At 64.2% G+C, this 24041-nt stretch carries 25 protein-coding genes and 2 pseudogenes; 13 read left to right on the top strand and 14 right to left on the bottom strand.

Translation table 11 applies throughout. The features are described from left to right. The 8 genes from DBO86_RS08715 to DBO86_RS08750 all read left to right on the top strand — a co-directional run. A partial coding sequence (locus DBO86_RS08715) for an aldehyde dehydrogenase family protein (RefSeq protein ID WP_146173191.1) occupies positions 1-163 on the top strand: 163 nt, incomplete at its 5' end. Positions 164-173: 10 nt separating this feature from the next. Further along, positions 174-1022, top strand: a complete 849-nt coding sequence (locus DBO86_RS08720; RefSeq protein ID WP_108233479.1) for an alpha/beta fold hydrolase — start codon at positions 174-176, stop codon at positions 1020-1022. Positions 1023-1033: 11 nt separating this feature from the next. Then, the gene (gene dmpE / locus DBO86_RS08725; protein ID WP_045633702.1) at positions 1034-1819 is read left to right on the top strand and encodes a 2-oxopent-4-enoate hydratase; all 786 of its coding nucleotides are present in this window, start codon (positions 1034-1036) and stop codon (positions 1817-1819) included. Positions 1820-1833: 14 nt separating this feature from the next. Then, a complete protein-coding gene (locus DBO86_RS08730) occupies positions 1834-2757 on the top strand; it encodes an acetaldehyde dehydrogenase (acetylating) (protein WP_108233480.1) in 924 nt (307 codons plus the stop codon). 12 nt (positions 2758-2769) lie between these two features. Further along, complete coding sequence (gene dmpG / locus DBO86_RS08735) at positions 2770-3810, top strand: 4-hydroxy-2-oxovalerate aldolase (protein WP_003450283.1); 1041 nt, start codon at positions 2770-2772, stop codon at positions 3808-3810. Beyond that, complete coding sequence (gene dmpH, locus DBO86_RS08740) at positions 3807-4601, top strand: 2-oxo-3-hexenedioate decarboxylase (RefSeq protein WP_017849598.1); 795 nt, start codon at positions 3807-3809, stop codon at positions 4599-4601. The genes dmpG and dmpH overlap by 4 nt, the downstream gene beginning before the upstream one ends. A gap of 48 nt (positions 4602-4649) precedes the next feature. Then, positions 4650-4841, top strand: coding sequence for a 2-hydroxymuconate tautomerase (locus tag DBO86_RS08745; RefSeq protein ID WP_003292102.1), 192 nt, complete (start codon positions 4650-4652; stop codon positions 4839-4841). 30 nt (positions 4842-4871) lie between these two features. Then, entirely contained in the window at positions 4872-5312 is a 441-nt protein-coding gene (locus DBO86_RS08750; RefSeq protein WP_017849597.1) for a GlcG/HbpS family heme-binding protein, read from the top strand. Positions 5313-5500: 188 nt separating this feature from the next. Here the strand turns inward: DBO86_RS08750 and DBO86_RS08755 are convergent. Continuing rightward, positions 5501-5837 (bottom strand): annotated as a pseudogene (locus DBO86_RS08755) (ISL3 family transposase); the annotation flags it as partial. A 307-nt stretch (positions 5838-6144) separates the two neighbouring features. On the opposite strand from DBO86_RS08755, the gene DBO86_RS08760 reads away from it, so the two are divergent. Continuing rightward, positions 6145-7575: an FAD-binding oxidoreductase gene (locus tag DBO86_RS08760; RefSeq protein WP_003451223.1), complete on the top strand. Its 1431-nt coding sequence runs from the start codon at positions 6145-6147 to the stop codon at positions 7573-7575. After that, positions 7572-7880 (top strand): hypothetical protein, encoded by a 309-nt coding sequence (locus DBO86_RS25810; RefSeq protein ID WP_146173192.1) that lies wholly within the window; start codon positions 7572-7574, stop codon positions 7878-7880. Before DBO86_RS08760 ends, DBO86_RS25810 begins: the two co-directional genes overlap by 4 nt. Positions 7881-7888: 8 nt before the next feature. Here the strand turns inward: DBO86_RS25810 and DBO86_RS08765 are convergent. Both DBO86_RS08765 and DBO86_RS26535 read right to left on the bottom strand, forming a co-directional pair. Beyond that, positions 7889-8925 (bottom strand): annotated as a pseudogene (locus tag DBO86_RS08765) (IS110 family RNA-guided transposase). A gap of 511 nt (positions 8926-9436) precedes the next feature. Continuing rightward, entirely contained in the window at positions 9437-9850 is a 414-nt protein-coding gene (locus tag DBO86_RS26535) for a hypothetical protein (RefSeq protein ID WP_244185528.1), read from the bottom strand. Here DBO86_RS26535 and DBO86_RS25815 point away from each other — a divergent pair. Together DBO86_RS25815 and DBO86_RS27225 are read left to right on the top strand one after the other, a co-directional pair. Next, entirely contained in the window at positions 9839-9904 is a 66-nt protein-coding gene (locus tag DBO86_RS25815; RefSeq protein WP_394296130.1) for a hypothetical protein, read from the top strand. The genes DBO86_RS26535 and DBO86_RS25815 overlap by 12 nt on opposite strands. 63 nt (positions 9905-9967) lie before the next feature. Continuing rightward, on the top strand, positions 9968-10342 hold the full coding sequence (locus tag DBO86_RS27225; protein WP_074519822.1) for an IS66 family transposase: 375 nt from the start codon (positions 9968-9970) through the stop codon (positions 10340-10342). Positions 10343-10743: 401 nt separating this feature from the next. Here the strand turns inward: DBO86_RS27225 and mobH are convergent, their stop codons facing one another. The 3 genes from mobH to DBO86_RS08800 form a co-directional block, all read right to left on the bottom strand. Then, on the bottom strand, positions 10744-12564 hold the full coding sequence (gene mobH, locus DBO86_RS08790) for a MobH family relaxase (RefSeq protein ID WP_108233481.1): 1821 nt from the start codon (positions 12562-12564) through the stop codon (positions 10744-10746). A gap of 210 nt (positions 12565-12774) precedes the next feature. Then, complete coding sequence (locus tag DBO86_RS08795) at positions 12775-13695, bottom strand: nucleotidyl transferase AbiEii/AbiGii toxin family protein (RefSeq protein WP_059396320.1); 921 nt, start codon at positions 13693-13695, stop codon at positions 12775-12777. Continuing rightward, positions 13688-14446: a type IV toxin-antitoxin system AbiEi family antitoxin domain-containing protein gene (locus DBO86_RS08800; protein ID WP_020190636.1), complete on the bottom strand. Its 759-nt coding sequence runs from the start codon at positions 14444-14446 to the stop codon at positions 13688-13690. Before DBO86_RS08800 ends, DBO86_RS08795 begins: the two co-directional genes overlap by 8 nt. Before the next feature lie 230 nt (positions 14447-14676). Between DBO86_RS08800 and DBO86_RS08805 the strand changes: the two genes are divergently transcribed. Next, positions 14677-15045, top strand: coding sequence for a DUF3742 family protein (locus tag DBO86_RS08805; protein ID WP_009397194.1), 369 nt, complete (start codon positions 14677-14679; stop codon positions 15043-15045). Positions 15046-15073: 28 nt separating this feature from the next. Here DBO86_RS08805 and DBO86_RS08810 read toward each other — a convergent pair whose 3' ends face one another. From DBO86_RS08810 to DBO86_RS08845, 8 genes are all read right to left on the bottom strand, one after another. Continuing rightward, positions 15074-16594 (bottom strand): conjugal transfer protein TraG N-terminal domain-containing protein, encoded by a 1521-nt coding sequence (locus DBO86_RS08810; RefSeq protein ID WP_059396319.1) that lies wholly within the window; start codon positions 16592-16594, stop codon positions 15074-15076. 15 nt (positions 16595-16609) lie between these two features. Further along, entirely contained in the window at positions 16610-16963 is a 354-nt protein-coding gene (locus tag DBO86_RS08815) for a hypothetical protein (RefSeq protein ID WP_059396318.1), read from the bottom strand. Next, positions 16960-18366 carry an integrating conjugative element protein gene (locus DBO86_RS08820; protein WP_059396317.1) on the bottom strand — a complete coding sequence of 469 codons (1407 nt, stop codon included), beginning with the start codon at positions 18364-18366 and terminating at the stop codon, positions 16960-16962. Before DBO86_RS08820 ends, DBO86_RS08815 begins: the two co-directional genes overlap by 4 nt. 10 nt (positions 18367-18376) lie before the next feature. Next, positions 18377-19321: a TIGR03756 family integrating conjugative element protein gene (locus DBO86_RS08825; protein ID WP_108233482.1), complete on the bottom strand. Its 945-nt coding sequence runs from the start codon at positions 19319-19321 to the stop codon at positions 18377-18379. Continuing rightward, positions 19318-19761, bottom strand: a complete 444-nt coding sequence (locus DBO86_RS08830; RefSeq protein WP_016446147.1) for a TIGR03757 family integrating conjugative element protein — start codon at positions 19759-19761, stop codon at positions 19318-19320. Before DBO86_RS08830 ends, DBO86_RS08825 begins: the two co-directional genes overlap by 4 nt. A gap of 143 nt (positions 19762-19904) precedes the next feature. After that, positions 19905-20423 carry a hypothetical protein gene (locus tag DBO86_RS08835; protein ID WP_017462901.1) on the bottom strand — a complete coding sequence of 173 codons (519 nt, stop codon included), beginning with the start codon at positions 20421-20423 and terminating at the stop codon, positions 19905-19907. A 149-nt stretch (positions 20424-20572) separates the two neighbouring features. Further along, the gene (locus DBO86_RS08840) at positions 20573-23536 is read right to left on the bottom strand and encodes an HsdM family class I SAM-dependent methyltransferase (protein ID WP_018076246.1); all 2964 of its coding nucleotides are present in this window, start codon (positions 23534-23536) and stop codon (positions 20573-20575) included. Further along, complete coding sequence (locus DBO86_RS08845; RefSeq protein WP_016446149.1) at positions 23533-24009, bottom strand: MerR family transcriptional regulator; 477 nt, start codon at positions 24007-24009, stop codon at positions 23533-23535. The genes DBO86_RS08840 and DBO86_RS08845 overlap by 4 nt, the downstream gene beginning before the upstream one ends. Between the last annotated feature and the right edge of the window lie 32 nt (positions 24010-24041).

A 24041-nucleotide genomic window follows, 5' to 3' on the forward strand; every position in this document is an offset into this window, starting at 1 on the left:
CGCCGGGCAGATCGAGGCCGGCATCGTCTGGGTCAACAGCTGGTTCCTGCGCGACCTGCGCACCGCCTTCGGCGGCAGCAAGCAGTCGGGCATCGGGCGCGAAGGGGGTGTGCACTCGCTGGAATTCTACACCGAGCTGAAAAACATCTGTGTGAAACTCTGAGGAGCTGGCCATGAACGCACCGCAGCAAAGCCCTGAAATCGGTCGCGAAATCCTCGCCGCTGGCTACCGCACCAACCTGCATGATCAGGGCGAAGGCTTCCCGGTTCTGCTGATCCACGGCTCCGGGCCGGGCGTCACCGCCTGGGCCAACTGGCGCGGGATCATTCCGCAGCTGGCGCAGACGCGCCGGGTGGTCGCTCCGGACATGCTCGGCTTCGGCTACAGCGAACGTCCGGCCGATGGACAATACAGCCAGGCGCGCTGGGTCGAGCATGCCATCGGCGTGCTCGACGCCCTCGGCATCCAGCAGGCCGACATCGTCGGCAACTCGTTCGGCGGCGGGCTGGCGCTGGCACTGGCCATCCGGCATCCCGAGCGGGTGCGCCGGCTGGTGCTGATGGGCAGCGTTGGAGTGAGTTTTCCAATCACGCCGGGCCTGGATGCTGTCTGGGGCTACGAGCCGTCCTTTGCCAGCATGCGCCGGCTGATGGACGTTTTCGCCCACGACCGCACCCTGGTCAACGACGAGCTGGCCGAGCTGCGTTACCAGGCCAGTATCCGCCCCGGCTTTCAGGAGTCGTTCGCCGCGATGTTCCCGCCGCCACGGCAGAACGGAGTCGACGATCTGGCCAGCAACGAGACCGATATCCGCGCCCTGCCCAACGAAACCCTGGTCATCCACGGCCGCGAGGATCGGATCATCCCGCTGCAGGCTTCGCTGACCCTCGCGCAGTGGATTCCCAACGCCCAGCTACACGTGTTCGGCCAGTGCGGCCACTGGACCCAGATCGAACACGCCGAGCGTTTCGCCCGCTTGGTCGAGAATTTCCTCGCCGAGGCCGACGCCCTCCATTCCTGAGAGAGACCGATATGGACAAGACATTGATCAACGAACTCGGCGACGAGCTCTACCAGGCGATGGTCCAGCGCGAGACCGTCACGCCGCTGACCAGCCGCGGCTTCGACATCAGCGTCGAGGACGCCTACCACATTTCCCTGCGCATGCTGGAACGGCGCCTGGCCGCCGGCGAGCGGGTGATCGGCAAGAAGATCGGCGTCACCAGCAAGGCCGTGCAGAACATGCTCGGCGTGCACCAGCCGGACTTCGGCTACCTCACCGATGCCATGGTCTACAACAGCGGCGAAGCCATGCCGATCAGCGAGAAGCTGATCCAGCCGCGCGCCGAGGGCGAGATCGCCTTCATCCTCAAGAAGGACCTGATGGGGCCGGGCGTGACCAACGCCGACGTGCTGGCTGCCACCGAATGCGTGATCCCCTGCTTCGAAGTGGTCGATTCGCGCATCCAGGACTGGAAGATCAAGATCCAGGACACCGTGGCGGACAACGCCTCCTGCGGGCTGTTCGTGCTCGGCGACCAGGCCGTCTCACCGCGCCAGGTCGATCTGGTCACCTGCGGCATGCTGGTCGAGAAGAACGGCCAGCTGCTCTCCACCGGCGCTGGAGCGGCTGCGCTCGGCTCGCCGGTCAATTGCGTGGCCTGGTTGGCCAACACCCTCGGCCACTTCGGCATCGGCCTGAAGGCCGGCGAAGTGATCCTGTCCGGCTCGCTGGTTCCGCTGGAACCGGTCAAGGCCGGTGATTTCATGCGCGTCGAGATCGGCGGCATCGGCAGCGCCTCCGTGCGCTTCATCTGATCGAGGACAGCCTGATGAACAAGAAACTGAAAGTAGCGATCATAGGCCCGGGCAACATCGGCACAGATCTGGTGATGAAGATGCTGCGTTCCGAGTGGATCGAGCCGGTCTGGATGGTCGGCATCGACCCCGAGTCCGATGGCCTCAAGCGCGCCCGCGAGTTCGGCCTGAAGACCACCGCCGAGGGCGTCGACGGCCTGCTGCCGCACGTGCTCGAGGACGATATCCGCATCGCCTTCGATGCCACCTCCGCCTATGTACACGCCGAGAACAGCCGCAAGCTCAACGAGCTGGGCGTGCTGATGGTCGACCTGACCCCGGCCGCCATCGGCCCGTACTGCGTGCCGCCGGTGAACCTCAAGCAGCATGTCGGCACGCTGGAAATGAACGTCAACATGGTCACCTGTGGTGGCCAGGCCACCATCCCGATGGTCGCCGCGGTATCGCGCGTGCAGCCGGTGGCCTACGGCGAGATCGTCGCCACCGTGTCCTCGCGCTCCATCGGCCCGGGCACCCGCAAGAACATCGACGAGTTCACCCGCACCACCGCCGGCGCCATCGAGCAGGTCGGCGGGGCCAAGGAAGGCAAGGCGATCATCGTCGTCAACCCGGCCGAGCCGCCGCTGATGATGCGCGACACCATCCACTGCCTGACCGAAACCGAACCGGACCAGGATGCGATCACCGCATCGGTCCACGCGATGATCGCCGAGGTGCAGAAGTACGTGCCCGGCTACCGGCTGAAGAATGGCCCGGTATTCGACGGCAACCGCGTCTCGATCTTCATGGAGGTCGAGGGCCTGGGCGACTACCTGCCCAAGTACGCCGGCAACCTCGACATCATGACCGCCGCCGCCCTGCGCACCGGCGAGATGTTCGCCGAGGAAATCGCCAGCGGCACCATTCAACTGCCACGTCGTGAAGCGGCACTGGCCTAAAGGAGTCGCACCATGAATCTGCAAGGCAAGAACGTCACCCTGCACGACATGAGCCTGCGCGACGGCATGCACGCCAAGCGCCACCAGATCAGCCTCGAGCAGATGATCGCGGTCGCCACCGGCCTCGACGCCGCCGGCATGCCACTGATCGAGATCACCCACGGCGACGGCCTCGGCGGTCGCTCGATCAACTACGGTTTCCCCGCGCACAGCGACGAGGAATACCTGCGTGCGGTGATCCCGCGCCTCAAGCAGGCCAAGGTATCCGCCCTGCTGCTGCCGGGCATCGGCACGGTCGACCACCTGAAGATGGCGCTCGACTGTGGCGTCTCCACCATTCGAGTGGCCACGCATTGCACCGAGGCCGATGTCTCCGAGCAGCACATCGGCATGTCGCGCAAGCTGGGCGCCGATACCGTCGGCTTCCTGATGATGGCGCACATGATCAGCGCCGAAAAAGTGCTGGAGCAGGCGCGGCTGATGGAAAGCTACGGCGCCAACTGCATCTATTGCACCGACTCCGCCGGCTACATGCTGCCCGATGAAGTCAGCGAGAAGATCGGCCTGCTGCGCGCCGAGCTGAACCCGGCCACCGAGATCGGCTTCCACGGTCACCACAACATGGGCATGGCCATCGCCAACTCGCTGGCGGCCATCGAGGCCGGCGCCTCGCGCATCGACGGCTCGGTCGCAGGGCTAGGCGCGGGTGCCGGCAACACCCCGCTGGAAGTCTTCGTCGCGGTGTGCAAGCGCATGGGCGTGGAAACCGGCATCGACCTCTACAAGATCATGGATGTGGCCGAAGACCTCGTCGTGCCGATGATGGACCAGCCGATCCGCGTCGACCGCGATGCGCTGACCCTGGGCTATGCCGGCGTATACAGCTCATTCCTGCTGTTCGCCCAGCGCGCCGAGAAGAAATACGGCGTGCCGGCCCGCGACATTCTGGTCGAGCTGGGGCGCCGCGGCACCGTCGGTGGCCAGGAAGACATGATCGAAGACCTCGCCCTGGATATGTCCCGGGCCCGCCAGAACCAGAAGGTGAGCGCATGAACCGTACCCTCAACCGCGAGCAGGTGCTGGCCCTGGCCGAGCACATCGAGAACGCCGAATTGCAGGCCCATGACATCCACAAGGTCACCAACGACTATCCCGAGATGACCTTCGCCGATGCCTACGACATCCAGTGGGAAATCCGCCGGCGCAAGGAGGAGCGCGGCAACAAGATCGTCGGCCTGAAGATGGGCCTGACCTCATGGGCGAAGATGGCACAGATGGGCGTGGAGACGCCGATCTACGGCTTTCTCGCCGACTACTTCAGCGTGCCCGACGGCGGCACGGTGGACTGTTCCAAGCTGATCCACCCCAAGATCGAGGCGGAAATCGCGGTGGTCACCAAGGCACCGCTGGTCGGGCCTGGTTGCCATATCGGCGACGTGATCGCCGCGGTCGACTACGTGATCCCCACCGTCGAGGTAATCGACTCGCGCTATGAGAATTTCAAGTTCGACCTGATCAGCGTGGTGGCCGACAACGCCTCGTCGACCCGCTACATCACCGGAGGCCGCATGGCCAACCTCGAGGAGGTCGACCTGCGCACTCTCGGCGTGGTGATGGAGAAGAACGGCGAGGTGGTGGAACTTGGTGCCGGCGCCGCAGTGCTCGGCCATCCGCTGTCCAGCGTGGCCATGCTGGCCAACCTGCTGGCAGAGCGCGACGAACACATACCGGCCGGCACCTTCATCATGACTGGCGGCATCACCGCCGCCGTCGCAGTAGCGCCGGGCGACAACATCACCGTGCGCTACCAGGGGCTTGGCAGCGTCTCCGCGCGCTTCGTCTGAGCCATCCGGCCGCCCTGCCCGGGCGGCCTCTTCTTCAGGAGGCACACCATGCCTATTGCCCAGATCCACATCCTTGAAGGCCGCAGCGACGAGCAGAAGGAAACCCTCATTCGCGAAGTCAGCGAGGCCATCTCGCGCTCCCTGGATGCGCCGCTGACCAGCGTGCGAGTGATTATAACCGAGATGCCCAAAGGCCACTTCGGCATCGGCGGCGAAAGCGCCAAGGCCATTGGTCGATGAACCTGCCTCCTCCTGCACAGAGTCCGGCACATGAGAACAACGAATCAACGCTCGCTGCACTGGGAAGCCGCCTATGCCGCCACCCGTGCGGCCGTGGCACATGCAGAGAAGCTAGGCGTGCGCATTAACGTCTGCGTGGTTGACCACTCCGGCCTGCCGTTGGCCTATCTCCGCATGAACGGCGCCTTTCTACATTCACGGGAAATTGCCGAAGACAAGGCATACACCGCCGTGAGCTTCGGCTTCTCCACCCGCGACTGGCTCGACGTGCTGGGTGACAACCCGCGCCTGCGCATCGGCCTGCCAAGACGCGAGCGGCTGGTGGTGTTCGGCGGGGGCCTGCCGATCCTGCTCGATGGTGAATGCATCGGCGGCATCGGCGTCTCTGGGGCCGACGAGGGGCAGGACGAAGCCTGCGCGGCAGCGGGCTTGGCGGCCATAGGGCATCATGAGGCATCCAGTTTGGGGTAGAGGCAGATTTTGACTTTCGCGCCCGAACGCATCATGCGGCTGGCTTCCAGAAGGGAAATCAGCAGCATTGATTGGCCTTCTGATCTCTTTAGGCGGTTTCGGTAATAAGCGGAGCGAGAAACAGATCAGCCGATGGATGCTAGGTCGGCAAGCCCGTTCAGTTTGGCGGTGGCAGATAGACCGTGGGCCAATGGCTGGTTGGCGGCGAGCAATTCCTGCAACTGCACGGCTTGGCCGCCCTTGAGGTGCTCAGCGTTGCGCAGCAGCAGCCAGCGGCTGCGCTTGACCACCTTGCGCGCTGGTTTGTTATCGCGCAAGGTGGTTGGCCTGGTCGACGCGGATACGGTCGATCACCTCACGACCGTAGCGCGCCACCCCATGGAACAGGTCGTACACCACTTCGGCTTGAGGGCAGTGCCGCTTCACTTCCAGGTCGAAAGCGGTGTTCATGTCCATGGCGACCGCCTCGATATGCCGGCAGTGCTCACCGAGCCACTCGAAGAATGGGCGAATCGCCTGGCGGCTGCATAGCGACAGCAGGGTGTGGGGGTTGGGATGTTTAGCGACTGCCAATCTACCCACTTCCTCGCCTGTTACTAATGAGGAACAAAGTATCCGAACATCGCAATAATATTCGCGGTATTGTCTGACATCATAAAAACACAAAAGCATCAGCGTGTTATGGGTTTCACGGATACTTATCGGAAAACTTTTTGACTGTCCGGATACAAAATTTCGGGTTAGTAACTCGCTCTTTCCCCAGAATCCGCGGCCGCCCATTATAAAGGCTGGACACGCTGGCCGTTCCATAAACTGGAAGAGGAGTCTCTTCATGAACATCACTGCATCGGAACCGGCGTCCGGGCCCTGGAACCCTAAACGAATTCTGGCCGCGCTGCGCGCCGACGCCAGCATCGGCGAAGTGCTGGCGGGCGCCGACATCGAGGCCCGGTACCTGAACGACTGGAGCGGCGAGGAAGGCGGCAGGCCGCTGGCCTTGGTGCGCCCGCACGACACCGCCGAAATTGCGCGCGTGATGGCATTATGCCATGCAGGACGCTGCCCGGTGGTGCCGCAGGGCGGGCTGACCGGCCTGGCCGGCGGTGCCACGCCGATAGAAGGCTGCGTGCTCGTTTCACTGGAGCGCATGTCCGGCGTGGTCGAACTGGACCCTGCCTCAGCCACCATGACCGTGCTGGCCGGCACGCCGCTGCAGGTCGTTCAGGAAGCCGCGCAGGCGGCGGGCTTTCTGTTCGCGCTGGACTTGGGCGCGCGCGGCTCATGCCAGATCGGCGGCAACATCGCCACCAATGCGGGCGGCAACCGCGTGATCCGCTACGGCATGGCGCGCGACCTGGTGCTGGGACTGGAAGCCGTGCTGCCCGACGGAACCGTGCTGTCCATGATGAACAAGATGGTCAAGAACAATGCCGGCCCCGATCTGAAGCATCTGTTCATCGGCACCGAGGGCACGCTGGGCATCATCACGCAGGCCGTGCTCCGCCTGCATCCGGGCGTCTCGGGCGCCAATACCGCGTTGGTAGCCGCGCCCGATTTCGGCTCGGCCATCAAGCTGCTGCGCCATGCGCAGCACCTCCTGGGCGGCCGGGTCAGCGCATTCGAGATGATGTGGCAGGACTACTATGCCGCGGCCACAACCGCCGGCGGCATCGCCGCGCCGCTGCCGGCCACGTATCCACTATACGTGCTGCTGGACCTGCAGGCGGCCGCACCCGAAGAGGATGCGGCGCGCTTCGAGGCGATGTTGGAACACGCGCTGGCCGAAGGCTGGATCGCCGACGCCGCCGTGGCCCAATCTCACACGCAGACCCAAGCCTTCTGGGAACTGCGCGATGCCATCTCCGAGATGCTGCGCACCTTCGCGCCCACCATCAACTTCGACGTGTCCGCGCCCATCTCGGGCATCGAGGAATGCGTGGCCCGGATGCGCGAGGCGCTGGCGCGCGATTTCCCCGGCGTTCGGGCGATCTACTTCGGCCACGTCGGCGACGGCAACGTGCATATCGTGGTGGGTTCGCTGCCGACTGACGACCGCAAGACCGAACAGCGCATCGAGGCCGCATTCTACGCTATCGTGCGCAGCCTGTCGGGATCGGTCTCGGCCGAGCACGGCATTGGGCTGCACAAGCGGCCGTGGTTGCACTACAGCCGCAATCCGGCGGAGCTGTCCTTGATCGCGACGGTGAAGCGCGCGCTCGATCCGCACGGGATCATGAATCCGGGGAAGATTCTGGCGTCTTGAGTGGGGGTGGTGGCGGCGGTCGCCGCCTGATGGGTGCTGCAAGAGATTTTTTTGAAGAAAAAATTTACGGTCACCCCGTTTCTGCAATACTGACCAGCGATGATTCTATGGCTTGCGTAAATCTATCCGGCGCCTCGTTTGGGCTGCCTCGCGCCACGATGAGAGTCGCGCCTGGTGATCCTGACAAGCCGGCGGCTTCGAAAGCCGTTTTTTATGTCAGGTTCTTCACCAAGCCGGTGGCCGTTCACGTCATCGGTTGTTCAGCATCGCAAAACCTGGAAGGGTGTTCCGTGGTACAGCTGTAATGGCCGGATCAGGCGGCGTAGACGACTGGCCCTGCTTCGAATTCCGAGTGGTTGGCAGCGATCGCCCAGGCGATTCGGGCGAACTTGTTGGCCAGGGCGCACACCACTACATTCGAGTGATTCGAGCGGCGTCGCTCTCGTAGCGAACGGACCCAGTCGGCCAGGGCGCCCTGCTGATGCTTCAGGCGCTGCGGCTAGACCCGGGCGCATTGCACTAGAAGTCGCCGCAAATTCTTGTCCCCTCGTTTGCTCATCCCCAGCAAATTGGCTCGACCGCCGGTGCTGTGCTGGCGGGGCACCAGCCCCACCGATGCCGCGAAATCACGGCTGCCGCCATACTGCTTGCCATCGCCATTTCGGCCGATAACAGGCTGGCCGTGATCGGGCCGACACAGGGAATCGTCAGCAAGCGACTCCCCAGGTCATCTTCCTCAAGCTGGGTGGTCATTTCCTTGTCCAGTGCCTTGATCTGTCCGTCCAGATAGCGTGAATGCTGATGCAGGCGCGTTAGGAGTGCGACCAGCCGAGGCGGCAGCTCATGCTCATCCAACGTGCTCGGCAGTCGTCTGACCAGCGATAGTCCCTTGGGCAGGCTGATGCCGAACTCCAGCAGGAAACCGTGGGCCTGGTTGGCCGTCTTGGTACGATCACGCACCAGCGAATCACGCATCCGGTGCAATACCGAAAGCGTTTGCCGGGCCTCGGTCTTGGGCGAGACGAAGCGCATGCTGGGCCGCGAGGCGGCTTCGCAGATCGCTTCGGCATCAATGAAGTCGTTCTTGTTGCCCTTGACGAAAGGACGCACGAACTGCGGCGAGATCAATTTCACTTGATGCCCGAGCGCCGTCAGTTGGCGCGCCATAAAGTGCGCTCCGGCGCAGGCTTCCATCACCACCGTGCAAGCCGGCAGGATGCCAAGCAATCGCATCATTTGCTGGCGTGTCGCTTTCGTGCGAAAGATCTTCCGGCCAGAACCGTCTTTTCCGTGTAGATGAAAGCTTTGCTTGCCCGGATCAATCCCTACCAGTGCAACTGCGCTCGTGATGATGGCCTCCGAAATAAAAACACCCTGCGAAAGTGTGCCCTCGGAGGGTGGGGATGACCATCTCATTAACCCGAATCTCGAACGCGCGGAACCCACCAGGCAGCAAAAGCCACCGATCTTCTCGGCATGCAGCCAACTACCCTGGCTGCTGCCCAGCTCCACGCTGATCCTCCGCGCCGTTTCGCAAACTACCGGTATCAGCCTGCATGCGCTTTTCATCCATGTATTCGAGCGTGCTGGACAGGCTGCTCGCGGCGACGGTCTTGCGGCTGCCGCCGCGTATCGACAGTAAGCGCCCCCCCTTTTGCTCGAACACCCCGCCCTGCATCCTGTGCTTTTCCAGTAGGGGATTTATATGGAAACGATGCACGCGCGCCGCGAGTCCTGGGCTCGGCATGTTCAGGCCTGGCAGGACAGCGGGCTGACGCAGTTGCTTATTGCCAGTAGCATGCGCTCAAACCCGAGGCACTGGCCTACTGGATCAGACGCAGCAAGCGGGCGGCCACGCCGCTTACCCTGGTGCCCGTGGCAGCGGCAGCGGCAGGGGTGTGGCTGCTGCAGGCATGCCAGTGGCTGGCGGTTGGCGTTGCCGGCGGACGTCGATGCAAGCTGGTTGGCCGGATTGCTGCGGGGGATGGCCTGACGCGAATGCCGGCCCAGGTTTGGCTGGTGGCCGACCGATCAACATGCGCTTGGGGATCGACGGGCTTTGGTGCACCTTCAGCAGGCCCTCGGGCGACCACCCTGCGATGGCACGACCTATGCCTTTCGCAATCGGCACGGCTCGCGGCTCAAGCTGTTGCAGAAGGACGGCACCGGTGTGTGGTTGGGTCAGCGCCGTCTGCATCAAGGCCGTTTTCGCTAGTTCCATGCCGCCGAATGCAGCGCCGCGCTGGTCAAGATCGGCGAAGACATCAGCGAGCAGCTCGACCTGATCCTGGCCAGGTCCTTCGTCCACCGGCACAGTCGCCCGCAATAAGCCTGCCGCCCGTGCGAAAGCATCAGCGCCGCGCCGGTTCCGCCAGCAGTGATCGAAGGCGGCATGGCCGCCCCTGACCTGACCGCCTGCCGCTCTACCGCCTCGAACAGATCGCTGCCCGTGACGGCGTCACCCTGCCCGTTCGGCCCTCGCCGAGTGAGTCGGGCGCTACGGCGTGGCCTTGAGCCCCTGGTGGATCGGCTGCGCGCCTTATTGCTCCAACGCCAGGTGCTGCATGCCGATGAAACTCCCTCTGCAGCAACTCAATCCCGGCGAGGGGAAAACCAAACGCCCCTATCTCTGGGCCTACTCTGGGCCTACCGCAGCAACGACCTGGAGCCCAGTGACAGCCGAGGCCTTGCGGCGCATCGCCGATCTCTATGCCCTCGATTGGCGCGCCCCCGCACTCGACGCGGCCGTCCGGCAGCTGCTGCGTGAACAGAAAGCCCTGCCCAAACTGCAGGCCCTACACGACCGGCTGCAGCTACCGCGCCGCCACCATCCAGAGCGTGCTGGCCACCACCAGACTGAACGGTCTCGAGCCCGGCGCCTGGCTCAAGGACACCCCGGGAAAAACTGCCCATCTGGCCCAACAGCCAGATCGAGGAGCTGTTGCCCCTCGGCGTCTCAACCTGAGTAACGATGGGACGGCTGGACGCTCACCTTTTTTCATAAGACGAGCCGAAAACGGGCACCTACCCACAGCATGGGTTCGCGGAGGCGGGCTTAACCGTGATCGGTTGCTAAATGGGGGGCGATGCCGCTCAGCATGCGCTTAATGCAGCTCACGACCTGCTCAACCTAGATTGCTAATTCCCGGCTTGGATAGGGGGCAGGTTTTACAGAGGGTTCGCGCTTGGTAAGAAGTCCTCATGCAGGAGCCGCAGGTATGGGTTGTCTGGCGGCGTCTCCTGGAACAGCGCATCCGGGCTGGCGAGCAGGTAGCCGTGCAGCCGGCGCGACTTGCGCGGCCCCGTGACTTCGCAGGTCCAGATGTTCAGCCCGCTCGGCTGCTTGCGGTGCTGTCCCAGCTTCTCGAAGCGCTTCTGTACCCACTGCCACCCCTCCAGCTTCTCCTGCTTGGCCAGCGCGACGACTTGAAGGTACTCCTGCGCGTAGCGCTGGAACACGCCGGGGCTGACGAGGTAGCTCGTACCGGCGACGGTATGCACCAGGGCCCTGGCGTCGTTGATGATGAGCTTGCGCGTCTGGATGCTCTGACGCAGCCAAGCCATGAAGTGCGCCCCGGAGGGCTCCGTGCGATCCTGGGCAGGCGCGAGGCTCATCTGCGGCGGGGGCACGGTCGAAGGGGCCGGCTCGGGCTCGGCAACAGTGGAGCTCGGGATCTCCGGTTCCGTGGGTGGAGCGGCGTCGCCCAGCAGGTCGAGCAGCGCGGCCACGCCGGTGTCCATGGCTGCGGATGGGATCGGCGCCGCGCTCGCGGGTGCAGCTTCGGTGCCTTCCACGCGCGGCCCATCGGCCACCCCCGGCGCCTGCGGCTCCGCCTGTTCCGCTTCGACCTGCACACGGCCTGCGAACGGCGCCGGCCGGTCGGCGGCATCCCAGATCATCGCCGGCGAGAGTTTCAGGAAGGTGAAGGCGTGCGACCAGCCGGCGTCGCTGGTGACGGTAGCCTTCCAGATCGCCTTGCCATCCGGCGTCGGTTGCACGACGCCGTGATCCTGCAGCACGTTGAACACCGCCGTGTTGCTCGCGGGGATGCCGTCGATGCCCTGCGACAGCAGATGTGCGCGCAGCTTGTCGGAGACGGTCTTGCTCACCAGCCACAAGGCGTCTTGGGTCAGCCAACCGTCCGCCGGGCCGGCCTGGTTCAACTTGAACTCCTCCTTGAGCAGGTAGCCCAAGCCGTCGAGCAATTTGCGTTGCAGCGCATGCTTGGGCGCCGCCAGCGCCTTGCTGGGATCGCCGCCGAGTTCTTGGGCGACCGATGCCTGGTCGGCCTGCACGACCAGCTCGCCGAGCGTGCCGGCGTGCTCGTACTGGCCGGCCAGTACGTACAGCAGCGCGGCCCAGAGGTCGGAATAGCCGCTGAGCCAGTCGAAGATGTCTCGATCGAGAAGGCGCGCGTAGAGCAGCCCGGTGGCGGCGCTGTGCAGGCGGTACTCACGCTCCTTTCGGTAATGAAAGCGGTAGGGCTTACGCAGTGGGCCGTGCCAGGGATGCCAGACGCTGCCGTCGACATGCTCGACGTGCAGATCGACGGCAATCTTGCCGATGTCGTGCAGCAGGGCCGCGTAGGCCGTGCCTGCGGTCCAGGCTTCGGCCTGGGCCGCCTGTGCCTCTGGCGTGACGCCCGCAGGCAGCAGGTATGACTGCCGCAATTTCAGCGCATAGGCGACGATTTCCAGGCCGTGGTCCAGCATGCCGCCCGGATAGGCGTGGTGGTGGTTCTCGGAGGCCGGGAACTTCTGGACCAGCTCGGCGTAGCGTTCCAGTGGGGCGAGGTAGAGCGTGGCGAACTGTCGGCGCGAGAGCGATGTGCGCTGCCAGATGCGTTCCAGCAGTTTCCGCCGGCGCGGCGAGGCCAGCAGCGATGCGGCCGACTCGGGCCGCATCGACCCTTTCGGAGTTTCGATGGCGGATGTGGGCGGTGTGCCGGCGGTGGGTGGCACCCGTTTGCGCTGGAACAGCGAGAGCATGACGACCCCCGGATGACGGGCTGATCGGGGCGCCTTTTGGCCTTTTCGGGTAGGGCCTTTCCCCTTGGCCCCGTTCCCTTGCCCCTTCCCAGCCCTTTGGCCTTTGGCCTTTGTCGGAAGCCTTTGGGTATAGGGCCGCTGCTTCGCGGATGCCACGATGAATGCGGCATGGGGCAGGCCCGACAAGCGGGGAATACTTCTGTCGCCGCGTCAGATCTGGCCCAGGCCGGCATCGAGCGCAGCGGCTTGCGCGGCGAAGTCCTTGGGGCGCTTCTTGCGAAAGGTCTCCAGGTTGTTGAGCTTCCAGCGCAGTGCCGGCAGTTGCGCGGCGTGCTGGCATTGCATCAGCGACCAGTCCGGTTCTGCGCGTACCAGGCCGCTCAGGAACCGCCTGTGCGCCTTCGTCAGCCGTTGCTGCAACTCGCGTCGCAACTGCGCGCGAGCCTCCAGCAGCGTGTCCAAGGGGCAGTCCACTTCGGCCATACCGACAAAGGCCCGTTCGTACTCGCCGGCGATGTCCTTGTCGTTGCCGAACAGCACTTCGTGGGGCGGTCGGTTGTGGCCCGCCAGATAGATCACGAAGCACTCGACCATGCCGTCGCTGATGTCGCCCGACTCAAAGAGCTGCCACACGTCGAACAGGTCGCGGGGGTGCTGCCGATCCAGCGCGGCCACCAGCTTGCTGGCATACAGCTCGTCTGGTGCCAGGATCGGCACGTCCAACTCGATGCCGAACAGATCGCTGGTCCTAGCACTCAGCGGCCGCCGCTCAACGGGCAGCACGCTGCCTCGGAACACGACGTTGACCTCGATCTTCACCTGGTTGGCGTCGTTCTCGACGATCAGCTTGGTGTCCCCCAGGTCCTTGGCGCGAACCAGGCGTGTCTGCACGCCCAGTGGTGCAACGCGCGTGGCGATGGCGGCCAGCTCCTGGTTGATGGCTTGCAGCGCTTCGTCGCGCGGCGTCTGCCAAGGGAGGTACACCACGTCGATGTCTACCGACAGGCGCGGCATGTCCCGCACGAAGAGGTTGATGGCCGTGCCGCCCTTCATGGCGAAGATGTCGTTGGCGAACACGTCAGGCGCGACGGCCAGCAGCAGGCGAACGGTGTCCGCGTAGGTCTTATCCATGAGGTCTCAGGCTCAGCAAGGTGCCGTCATCGAGCCGGCTCATCCAGCGCGTGTTGCTGCCGGTGCGAACCGGGTACTGCTCCAGCAGAGCATCGACATCCACGAGGCTGGTCTCGCGCGCCCAGGTGAGGAACAGGCGCACGGCCTTCACGCTGGCGCAGCAGGACAGCAGTTGCCCGAGTAAGTCCTTGCGGGGGGAACGCAGTCCATCAAAGATGTTGCGGGCCTCTTCGAGGCTCTGCTTGGCGCCGGCTTCGTACAGCAGTTCCAGAACGGCACGCTCGGAGGCAGCCACCCGCAGATCCTCGGGCAGGCCAGGCGGCGTGGTCAGGGTCATGCTGGCCAGCGCCGTGTCCGGCCAGTCGAACAGGCGGGCGTGGACGTAGCGGGCCGGAAAGCGCGCGGTGAACCAGGCCGGCAACGCGAAACGACCGTCGCCCCACAGTACCAGCGTCTCCCGGCTGCCCAGGTTGTGGCGCACGCCCTGCAGGGCCAGGGCGCTCTTGCCGCCGACGTGCAGGCCGGGCACGCGCTGTTGCAGGAACTTCAGCGCACTGTAGACCCCGAATTCATCGTTCGGGAAGGCATAGACGCCATGGGCCAGGCGCACGAGCCACCCGCCGTCGGCATAGTGGGCGGCAAGCTGGGGCGACACCCCGAACTGACTCAGGGTGGCGAGGTCGAACGGCGCCCCGCGGGGGAGTCCGGCCTGCAGCCGCTTGATTACCTGGTGCCTAGAATTTCCATCCATGCTATAAAAATAGCACGGAATCCAATCAGCCCCTAGAGGTATCGCAAGAGCCTCACAGGGAAAGTAGCATAAGGTTTGATTTCTATTGCAAAATCTAATCATCTTGGCGACACCCGAGCCAGCCTGGCTCTGCCAGCCGCAACCCACCCGCCCTCCTGATCGCGGTCTATGCTGGAGGGCAAGCCACAACCGGCCGCTCCTGAGGTGAGGCACCACTGAAACCGAGGCACATGAGCATGACCACCAACACGCACAACGGGCGCTGGAGCCACCGGCTGGGCCGGGGGGCTGGCCGTGCCTGGCGTGGATACCAGCGCCGCGAGCAGCGTGTCGCCGGCCGGCTGGTGACGCGCGGGGTGCCCGCAGGCGCGGCGACGGCGGTGCTCTGGATCGTCAAGCTGGCCGTGCTTGGCATGCTGCTCTACACCGTATCCTGGCTCGTCCTGCTGCTGGCCTTTGCGGTGGTCGCCACATGGTTCGCGCGGAATGCCGATGCGGATGACGAGAAGCAGCCGGAACTTAGAGACGGACACTCGGGCGTCGGCCTGTACGACAAAGATGACTGGCGGATCGACATGGGCGATCCCGACGAGCCGTAGCCGCCGCATCAGCGCGAGAGAGTGCTCCTTACTTCGCGGCACCTTTCGATACGGCCGTCATCGCAAGACGAGAGCCGCTACCTCCAGCCGACTTTGCATCGGACGTGCCAGTGATGAGACCGCCCAGGAAGTTTCCAGCGCGAACTCCCGCCCATCCGAGTGCCATCACCCAGAACGTCGGTAACACGATGAACATCATCGCCATCACGAAATTCAACAGCATATCGCCGAAAGCGTTATTCAACCCCATCAGCGGGTTGAAGTTGCTGTGCGGCGAATGCCAGCCGTAGAGCGCGTCCAGGATCGTGCTGTCGATCCAGCGCGCGAGCTGGAACCAGAAGTCCACGAAGAACAGCGCGAACTGGACGCAGCTCACCGTCACCACCGTCTTCAGGTCGTAGGTGCCGATCAGCAGCACCAGCGGGATGCAGATGACGAGCGCCATCTTGAGCATCGTCAGCACCATCGGCAGCGCCTGGCGCACCACGTCCATCGCCGGAAAGAAGCCCAGCGAGCCGACGGTCAGCCCCAGGTCGCCCGCGTCGCGCGTGACGACGTTCGGCAGCGTCTTGTCGATCTGGCCGCCGTAGTCGGTGTAGACGGCGCCCTGGTTCATCTTCTGCTGCCTCGGTGAGACGACGGCGCGGATCACCGAGTCATTGAACTCGCTCTGCGACAGGAAGCCCGCCCAGCGCGCGATGCGCGACAGCAGATCCGGGTCGACCTGAGCCAGCAGCCGGCTGCGCAGTCCCTGGCCGCCATCGGCCCACCACTGCCGGCAGGACGGATAGCCGCCGCCGCTGTCCACCTGTGCCAGCCCCGCATCGCGGGTCGCGTCGTAGGGCCAGGCCGTGCGTGGGGTCTTGGCGCGATAGGTGTCATAGAAGCCGGGCGTGTCGAGGAAATAACTCGACCCGATCCAGGTGACGTCGTTCATCTGTTCCTCGGAGAGCGTCGGCCGGTTCATGAACAGCTTGGCGCGCGACGGCCCGTAGCAGTCGTGCGTGAAGTCGGCGACCTCCTGTGCCAGCACCGGATCCTCGATGCGCGTGGCATCCACATCCATGCGAATCTGACGCAGGTCCGTGCCGCAGGGAATCGCCGCCACCGCGGCGCCCGTCACGGCTTTCGACAGCGAGTGCATGAAGAACCACCACACCGGCACCAGCGCGCTCTGATCGTTGAGCGCGGTGTAGACGTTGGACCAGCCCGTCTCGTTGGGCAGCGGGACGTTGACCTGGCATTGCGCGGAGCGCGTGGTGTCGAACTTGATCGTGGCGAGATCCACCGGGATGAACGGGATGCCGGCGAACAGAATGACCACGATCGCCACCCACACCCGGTTCTCGATGCGCATCGACGACAGCACGCCCTTGTTGCCTTCGTCCGCACCTTCGCTGCGGGCCTTGAGCCATTCCTGGATCACGATGGCCACGAACGGCAGCGCGAACACGCCGCTGGCCACGAGGATGCTCCAGATGCCGTTGTTGACCACCCAGGCCACCAGGGTCAGGTAATACTCCAGGTAGTCCGTGGTGTAGAGCATCATGCCTGCCTCCCGGTCTCAGTCGTGCCGCAACAGGTGACTGGCTTCCAGCGCGACCACGGCGATCACGGCCGCGATCTGCGTGCGCAGCAGGCGCTGATGCGTCTCGCGGGAGGGCTCCCGCTGCAACAGGCGCCGACGCAGCCACCACCAGCCGTAAGCCGTCGCTCCGTAGAGGCACAGCCGCCACACGAAGAAATGGCCGGCGTGCGCCTGCAGCCAGTGCTGCCAGCCCTCGACGCCGCCGACCACGTGGATGCCGGCGATGTTCACCGCCACCGCGGCGGCGACCACCAGCAAGGTCCACAGCAGCGCCACGCCGACGCGGCGGTTGAAAAGCCACGGTAGTCGCAACCAGGCCGGCCGGCTCATGGCGTGCCGCTCCGCTGTTTCTGGACTTCCCGGAGACGGTCGCGCGTGGTGTCGCCCTCGAAGACACCGCGTGAGCCGACGGCGCGGATGCTGTGGCGCTGGATGATCGCCATCGCCGAGTTGCCGGCCAGCGTGCGGCGCAGCTCCAGCTCAGTCTTGAGGTTGTCGATCTCCTGCTCCAGCGCGCTGTTCTCCTGGTCGACCGCCCGCACGGCCAGCTCGTTGGCGGCGACGTTCGGCTCCTTCTTGCCGGTCAGCAACGTGCGTTGCAGCAGCAGGGCCTTCTCCAGCACGTTGGACAGCGCAGCCTCCGACGCCAGGCGCTTGCCCAGCACGTCCTGGTCGGGCTCGTCGCGTAGCGCTTCAATCACGCCGCGGGTAATCGGCAGCGAGCTGCTGCCGGCTGCGTCGAGATTGGCCAGCGTCGTCGGCCGGGCGCCCGTCACCAGCTCCTGCAGCACTTGCAGCTTGGTCTCGTACTCTTCCTGGATCATTGGCGTCAGCCCGACGCCAGGCGTGGTCTGGGTCTTCGTGCAGCTCTCGCAGGTACGTTGCTCGCGTTCGCCCAGCACGCGGGTCGCCCAGTCTGCGGCCGCCTGGGGCGAGGACCAGGTCTGGCAGGTCAGGCGGTTGCCGCAGGCGTTGCGCGCGATCGACAAGGTATCGGTGGCGCTGCGCCCGTTGAGCAGGTTGTAGCCCGCTCGCGTCACGTCGCCGACCACCTTGATCGAACTCTGGCCGGAGCCGCCCGCGTTGCCGCCGCCGACCCAGGGCACGCCGTTGTTCCCTTTGTTGGACTCGGCCTTCTCGACGGCGGAGACGGCGTCGGTGCTGCCGACCGCATCCCGCAGCGCCATCCCCTCGGCGAGCTGGTCCCAGCCGGCCTGGCCGCCGGCCATGTCCGCCATGCGATTGGCGATGGCCCGGCAGGTCATCTTCGAGCGGTCGAAATCCAGGCGCGCCTGCAGGATGCCGTTGGTGAGCAGGTTGTAGAGCCCGGGATCGGCGCGCTGGATGATCAGCGCGGGCAGCGAGGCCACGGCGCTGGTGGCGTTCTGGATCACGTTGCTCATGATCGTCTGGAAGCCGTTGCTGATGCCGTTGAGCTGGTTCTGCAGGGTCGTGGTGATGCTCATGTCGCCGCAGATCAGGTTGCTGTTCCAGCCGACCCCCACGCCGATGCTCTGCATGTTGCCGGCACCGCCCATCGACACGGCCCGGCCGCCGCCGATGCTGTAGAGCACGTCGTCGCCGATCACGCTGCCGCCGACGTTCACGCCATTGGGGTCGATGCGCGTCTGCGCCCAGGCGACGCCGACGGCCAGCGTGATGACCGCCACGAGCAGCGTGGCCCGCAGATGCGGCTTCGCGCGGCGCAGGAAGTCAGGCAGGGAGGCGTTCATCGTGGGTTCCTCACATGAAATCGACGCTGCCGAGGAAGACCTGGCCACGGCGCTGGCAGCAGGAGTACGGCCGCCACAAGGCCCAGGCGTAGTCGCCTTGCTGGGCCTGCACGCGGGTGCGGCTGTGCGGGAAGACCACGCAACTGTTCGAGCGCGTGGGCGTCAGCTCCTGCCACTTGCCCGTCGAGGCGTCGGTCTCCATCAGCGCGGCGGCCGGCCAGTAGCCGTCGCGGGCGTTGGCCAGCAGCGGCTGATACACATGAATCTGGTTGCGGCGCGTCACGATGTCGCCCGCGCGCTGCGCGACCACGGCGCCGCTCTTGTAGTCGTCGGTCTGGTGCAGGAAGCCACCGCGTGGATACACGTTGCCCCAGAGGTTCAGGTCGGTGCGCGTACCGATTTCGCGCCGGCCGGGGATGAGCGCTTCGGGGTAGAACGCTTCCGGGATGTTGTAGCGCCAGGCGATCGTGTCGAGCGTGCTCAATAGATACGGCATGAAGGCCGTGCCAGCGCCTTCGCAGGTGTAGCCGGAGGCGCTGGCGAACTGGCTGAACACCATCCCGGCCGGATGGCCGATGACATCGGCGTTCTTGAACTTGGCGAGGTTGTTCTCGTTGTCGTGATTGGTCGTGCCGTCACCGCCAGCCTTAGCACTTGGGTTGGGCATGCTCATCGCCCTGACTTCCAGCCACGGGTTTTCGCCAGTGTTCGAGTAGCTCGACACCACCGCATCGGGGACGTAGTGGCGCACCTTGACGGAAGTGCGAACCGAGCAGCCGAAGGGCGTGCAGTACAGCCAGTAGCAGATACCGACCACGCGGTATTCGAGGCAGTCGGGGGACAGCGCCGACGAGACGATGGTGGCGGTGTCCAGGGCGAACGTCGACGTGGCCGTGCTCAGCAGCAGCGAGGCGACGGTGGCGCGCAGGCGCCGGGATGCCAGCAGGAGGCTCATGGCTGCGTGCTCCGGTAGGCGTTGATGCGCGCGACGGCGCGGGGCACGTCGGGCTCGCCGTAGACCACGTAGCGTCGATCGACCACCACGGCGGGAATCTTGGCGATGCCCAGTCCCCAGGCATCCGCGACACCTTGGTAGGCGTGGCCGATGCGGCGTTGAAGGGCCTCGCCGCCGTCATGCAACCGCTGCCGCACCAGGGCTGCAGCCTGTTGCGGGTCGGCCGGTAGGTGCGCGGCGAGTTCGACCTCGATGCGCGTGGCCTGGTCCAGCTCGATGATCCGCACGCCGGCTGGAGCCTGCACCGGATGACGGCTGTCGGTGACGACGAGCACGTCGGCTGCTGCAGTCTGGGTAAACATGAACAGCACTGCCCACAGTCCGGGCGCAATGCTGATGGTCGGCAGCCGGGGCGAAGCCTTGAAGACGGGGGCCGGCATATCGGGCGTCCTTGGAGTCGATCAAAGTCACAGTCGACTTCAAGTGCCGATCTAGCGCGACAAAGAAACCGCATCCGGCCCCTGCCGGTTTCATACCCTATGCCGTTGTGAGCGTTGTGATTGCCTCCTGTCGGAGGCGGAGATCAGGTGCGGGACGCTGAGGTGCCCGCGAACCCAAGAAACGCATGCTGTAAGCGAATCGGCATCGACGGCTTGGAGCGTGCATGTAGGCTCTGCCAAGTCCCGTCACTGATGTCGCTCGGGGCGAGGCGATCTACCGAGCGCGAAACTCTTCTCAAGTAAGCGTTGACGCCATCCGCGGATTCCGAAGGAGCGCCGGCAAGAACGTACCCCACCATGAAGCCGATAGCATGGTTCTCGCCGTACTTCTCCTGGATGAATCGATCCATGCCCTCGACGACGTACTCTCGACACAAGTGAGTGTCCGACCCGGCGATTCGTTTGCATTCGATGATCGCGTGCGGATCATGCTCCTGCGTGCGCAAGAAAATTTCGACGAACGCCAGCGGGATGTCGGTACGTCCGTCTGGCAGCATCACGTTGCTTTTGGATCGCGATTCCGTGCCAGGCAGCACCATGATCTGCTTCCACGGGGAGTTCTTCAGCGCAATGCGCATCCCGTCCCGCAGGCGCTCGGTCATGATTACCTCTCCAGCGTTGGCATTCACGTCCTCGGCTGCGCATGCTCGCTGCCAACCTGCGGCCAGTGTCAGCAGAATGACCGCCACAACCTCGGGCTCAAGTTCAATGAACTCTCTGCCCAGTGCAGGAGGTGCCTCATAGGGGATCCTCAAACTTTGCCCCCTGAAAAGCTCTCCGCGACCACTGCATCGGCATCTTCCAGTGCCGCTATGCCCATCCAGTAGCGCCGCGCTGCTGGCTTGATGATCACGACTTCGTTGCGTCCGTGTACTCGCAATTCCCGCTCTGCACTGAGCGCGGTCGCAATCTTGACTTTCAGGCGCCTGCCGATACGTGCCAGTACTTCACCCAATTCGCCTTGTGGTGCCACGACGCTCACGCTCGCATTACCCGGCCCTTCTTCCAAGACAAAGCGCACGACGCGCAAGGCCGAACTGCTTGGCAAGTCGAGCACTTCGGCGCGCATGTGCCGCTTATTGCGAACGGAAAGCCAATCCTCGATAACGGACAGGAACGTCTTGGCATACGCCGTGACCTCAGTACGACTGTCCGATGGCTCCACGGATGATTCGCGGCCGGTTTCCCATTGCCACCCGGCGCGAAGGAGGCCGTCTCGAATGACAGTTCGGTCGGCATCGTTCAGTTCGTACAGATCGAAGACAGCTTCGTCCAGTTCAGCCCATCCCCTCTCGTCGGTGCCGTTGGCGCGCAGATTCTTCTCAATCTGCAGCAGGCGCTGGCCAGCCTCAGATTTCACTGCGCTCGTGAAATTAGGCACCGGTAGGAAGCTGAGGTCGCGAGCCAGCAGCTTCCTCTTGTAGATTCCAAACTCTGCAGCGGTCAGATAGAAGAACCATGTCGCAAAAGCAGAACTCAACACGGTGGCAAGCAAATGTGCCGTCCGCGTGTGCCCTCTCGGAAGAGACACTGCGAAGTATGAGTTCGTGAAGACGAGATCCCGCTCGGAGACGGCCGCCAAGACGCGTGGACTCCCCAGAAGCATTTCCTTCACGATGAGAAGCGGGGCTTGATATATCTCCCGCGATCGTGGCCATTGTGCCTTCGATTGGCTGAAAGTCGGCAAATCATCGGGAATGTTGAAGTGCTGCATGTCTTTGACTTGCAGTACATCCAATCCTTTTAGCGGGCGAGCATCGCGCGTCTGATTCTCTGGGGCCCCGCGAATCAATCCAACCTGGAAGGTAGTGTCGAGTAATGAGAGTTGCTCGCCCAGATTTCTGTGGGCCGAAGTCAAGTCATCCAGCAATAGGAGGTCACGGCGCCGGCCAACGGCTGCTGCCTTGAGCTTCAACGGCTGTTCTTGGATTTCGTCGAGTGTCAAAGTGATGACGTCACTCGGCGCCACCTCGAACGAATGAGTCCTTGCACCGCTGGGCGTCCACGGGATCTGAACGACCGTGACCTGATCCGTTCGCTGCTTCGGTCGATGACGGGCAAAGAGAACCACTGCGGGCATGGCCGCTGTCGCGAAGAGCCAACTGCACAAATTGGACAGATTTACCAAGGTGATCGGAGCCACGGCTCGCATCACATGCTGAGCTGCTGCCATGCCGGTGCCGCTGCGGCTGAAGAACGGCATCGCGCTAAGAATGATGCCGAAACGGGTCTTCTCATGTGAGAACTCCGCCGCTCGCAACACGAAATCCAAGCCTTCACCGCGCGGTTGCGCAGGTACGCCCGCAACCCTGGTCTTGCGCCGCGCTTCGGTTCCTGTCTGCCCCCTAAAGCTCCAAGGGGGATTGCCCACGATAAGGTCGAACTGCTTCAGCCCTGTCGGCGTCGCCAGCACGGCCTTGCCATCTCCATCACGTTCGACAGTACGAGCGTCACCGACGAGCAATGTCCTGCCGATCAATGGCTGGAACTTCAGGGACTGCGGTGGTTGCGGGTCAGGGTCCAGCTCAAGCGCAGCCAGGTACAGGCTGAACGCAGCGACGCGAATCGCGGCTTCGCTAATGTCTACGCCATACACCTGCCCGTAGAGCGTCGAGCGGATCAGCTCCCTCGTGGGCGGCTGACCTTGCGAGCGAAGATGAACCAAGCGCCGCAGCGCTTCGACCAGGAAGACACCGGAGCCGCACGTCAAATCCAGCACCGACTCCCGTCCAGATAGACCATCCATGACCTCATCGAGGACCAGCGAGACGACGGACAGTCGCGTGTAGTGCACGCCGTTTCGCAACGCTTCTGTGCGCTTTCCTCCAGTCTGCGGCTCAGCATGTGCAAACTGCTCGTAGATCGAGCTGATGAGCTCGACCGGAATCACGTCGAACTGGTACGGGAAGAAGCTGAGTTGCCCGCTTTCAGGATCGACAGCCTCCAGGAACTCCGCAACCCGCGTCAAATGGTGAGCTGCTGGTGTCGTTTTCACCGACGAGGGCGGAAACATATCGCCGTTGAAGGTCTGGGCCAGCCATGCGAACAGCTTGCTGGTCGCTGGCCGGTCGTGCAGGATCGCCGGCAACGCCGTGCGGCCGCATACCCGCTTCAACCGCGCCGCACTGACGATCTCGCGGTCAATCAGGTACTGGGTGAAGATCACGCGCCCAATCAAGGCCTGCGCCGCATCGCGCGCGAGATTGCCTGCGACCAAATCGCGTTCGAGACATCCAAGGTCAGACAGGAGCTTCTGATCGACGCTGGTCTTGCGATCGATGGCCGGCACCTGGGCCCAGAATTGGCCCGTCTCGATCGCCAGTCGGCCGGCCAACTCGTCCAGTTCATGAAGCGAACCTTCGATGTTCTCGAAACGCCGAATCAAATGTCTCTGGGCATCGCCTTCTTTCGCGGGTGTGCCGAAACCGTTGTACAGGTCGATACGCTGCGGCGAGATCACCCACAGCAACGGCGCGAACCCCTCGTTCCAGACCTCTCGTCGCCACTGGCTGACCAGATCGTCTGCAGGCGCGCTTTGCTCAAACTTGAAGTAGACGGTCAACGACGACGCGCTGCGCCACAATGCGTCCGGAACAAAAACGCGGCCGTGGCGCGAGGACTGCGCCTCGGCCCCCAACCGAAGACCGGGCGCGGGTTGCCCGTCCGGCAGGTAGCCGGTTGCGGCGAGCACCTGTTCCAGCGTGGCAGTGTTCACGCCCTACTCCGGATAGCTTCGGGTGGAAACGGCAACGCTGCCTGGCTCGGCGTCGGGACGATCGGCAGCATGTGCTGCTGAAGCCGCATGATCAACGGATCGAGCGGGATGACGAGAGTCGGTTGCGTCGGCGCCGGTCCAATCCCCTCGGGGCCGATATCGCACAGGGTCGCCGAAGTGGCCGTCACGAACGCCACGGACCCATTCAGCGCCAATGCGCTACTCGTGCCCAGCAACCGAAAGAGCGCGTCAACGCCGACGCTGACGGTGGCGATGTGCACTCCCAACGAGCTGACCAACTCATTGGTAACGGCCAAGCCTAGGAGATCCGCGAAGGTGAATCGGGCAGCCTTCCCGGTCTTGGACGCCAAGTAGGGCACGGTCTTGCGCCAATGCCGCACCGTTTCGACGGACACGCCGGTTAGCGTGCGCATCTGGTCCTGAGTGTACTGGATGGCGGTGACGGCAGACATTCGCGTTGCTGGCAACTAGAAAATATGCAGAT

The organism is Ectopseudomonas oleovorans (assembly GCF_003052605.1).
GTDB lineage: Bacteria > Pseudomonadota > Gammaproteobacteria > Pseudomonadales > Pseudomonadaceae > Aquipseudomonas > Aquipseudomonas oleovorans_A.